Source organism: Mycobacterium attenuatum (assembly GCF_900566085.1).
Classification (GTDB): domain Bacteria; phylum Actinomycetota; class Actinomycetes; order Mycobacteriales; family Mycobacteriaceae; genus Mycobacterium; species Mycobacterium attenuatum.
In genome coordinates this window covers 1-1,981 of sequence record NZ_UPHT01000205.1, presented here as the reverse complement: position 1 = coordinate 1,981, position 1,981 = coordinate 1, and the positions used below count along the sequence as shown (strand labels likewise).

Sequence of the window (1,981 nt, the reverse complement as noted above, 5' to 3'; positions counted from 1 at the left end):
CTAGCCCGAAGTTACGGCGGTGAGGACGCTCGAACCCCCAGTTGAGCTGGGGGTTCGGTGTTTTCGGGTGTGGATGTTTTGGCTACTGCAGGCTTAGCGGGATGGTTGTGTTGAGGAGTTGGAAGGCTCGGGTTTGGGTGTCGGTGGCCTCGGTGAGTATGGGCAGGGGGGTTTTGGTGGCGGCGAAGCGGACTTGGTTGCGGGTGAGTGTGGCTAGGTGGGTGAGCAGTCCTTGGTAACTGTGGGTGGGCAGTTGGGCGTCGGTGGTGGTTTTGCGGGCTGCTTTGGTGGCGGCTTGGGGGGATCGCTGCGCTGGTGCGACGGGGTTGTCGCGGGTAGGGGGGTTTTCGTCGGTGAAGGTCAGCGGCGCCAGGGCGTGACGTAGGTGCCAGGTGAGGTAGGCGGCGAGCATGCAGATCAGGACGTGGGCGCGGACGCGGTCCTCAAGGCGGTGGTGGATCGGGCGCAGGTCTAGGTCGTCGGTTTTTAGGCTGCGGAAGTCGCGTTCGACGTTGGCGAGGTTCTTGTAGGCGGTGATGACGGCGGCGCTGGCCAGGTCGCTGGCGGGCACGCTGGTGCGCAGCACGTAGATGCCGTCGAGGGCGGCTTCGGCGCTGATCTGGGTGTGCCTGCGGGTGATGGTCACGGTGGTGTCGGTGATGGTGACGTGCAGGTGTTTGGCCATTTTGTATTTGTCAATGACTTTGCCGATTTTGAGGCCGATCTGATCGGCGCCGACCAGTCGCCGGGCGGCCACGGCGGCGGTGATAGGGGTCAGGAGTTGTTCGGTGGCGTGAAGCAATTCGCCGCGTTTGCGGGCGCGTTCGGCGGCCAGCAGGGGGTTGCGGCAGCAGATCAGCCGTTCGCCGGGATAGTCGGGGTGGGTGATCTCGGCGAAGTCGTGGTCATCGAACAGCGACATCTGCAGCGGTCCGTCATCGGCAGCCAGGGCCGCGATGGAGGGGGCGCGCAGCGCGGTCAGCCAGCCGATTCCGCCGAGGTCTTTAAGGGCGGTGATGCGCGCGGAGGTGATCATGCCGCGGTCACCGACCATCACCATGTTGGTCAGTCCGAAGCGGTCTTTGATCGTGGTAACCGCGGCGCGAAACGCGGTGGGGTCGGCGGTGTTGCCGGTGAACACCCGGATCGCGACCGGGCGCCCGGCGGGGTCGGTGAGCAACCCGTATTCGATTTGTGGGCAGCCCTTCTTGCCGTCGCGGGAATAGCCGCGGGCGGCCAATTCACAACGCCGACCGGTCACCCACGAAGAGGACAGGTCAAACATCGCGATCCGCGACGGGTTCACTTCGTGGTCCAGATGCCTTGCCGCCAACTGCTTTTCGATGTGATCCTGGCGCTGGTGCAGCCAGTCCATCGCCGCGTACACCTCGTCGCTGCTCGCGCCGGTGATACCCAAATCGGCGCCCAGGGTGGTATCGGCCCACCCGGTCAGTGTGGACAATTTCGAACCCGGCCTTAGCACTCGGGACACGATCAGCCCATAGGCCAAATCGCGGGCCCGGCACGGCGGGCCCAGCAGGGCCGGCAGGCCCAATGTGCGCGCCATGGTGTGTACCGCAGCGACGTGGCCGTGTGGTAGCGATGATTCGATGCGCACCGCGTCGCCGGCGGCCACCATCGTCGCACCCGACAGCACCGCCTCGATCGCGCTGATCGCGGCCTCGGGCAGGGCGGACAGGTTGGCCAGTTGCTGGTGTTTAACCGTGCCGCCGTCGCGGAAGCTGCGCCGCAGATACACCGACTGGTAGTCGCGACGCTGACCGGCCTTATCCACATGACTACTCTTGATCCTGGCCACATGCATCGCGCCTGACCTCCGCACCATATGCTGCATCATAGCGTTATTCGCAAGAATTCCAGACCCGACACACCATATATTTTGGCTACGTTTCGAGACCGCTGCAACACCATAGCCGCAGACCAGACACACAATTAGCGCTCAAACACGCCGTAACTTCGG

1 protein-coding gene is annotated in these 1,981 nt (G+C 64.3%); it reads right to left on the bottom strand.

What is annotated here, in order from left to right:
• Positions 1-82 precede the first annotated feature (82 nt).
• On the bottom strand, positions 83-1,846 hold the full coding sequence (locus tag EET13_RS29590) for an IS1634 family transposase (protein WP_244604200.1): 1,764 nt from the start codon (positions 1,844-1,846) through the stop codon (positions 83-85).
• Positions 1,847-1,981: the final 135 nt, after the last annotated feature.

What these genes read in the sequence shown, in the direction of transcription:
- EET13_RS29590 (WP_244604200.1), bottom strand. Translation starts at nt 1,846, where the DNA reads ATGGTGCGGAGGTCAGGCGCGATGCATGTGGCCAGGATCAAGAGTAGT.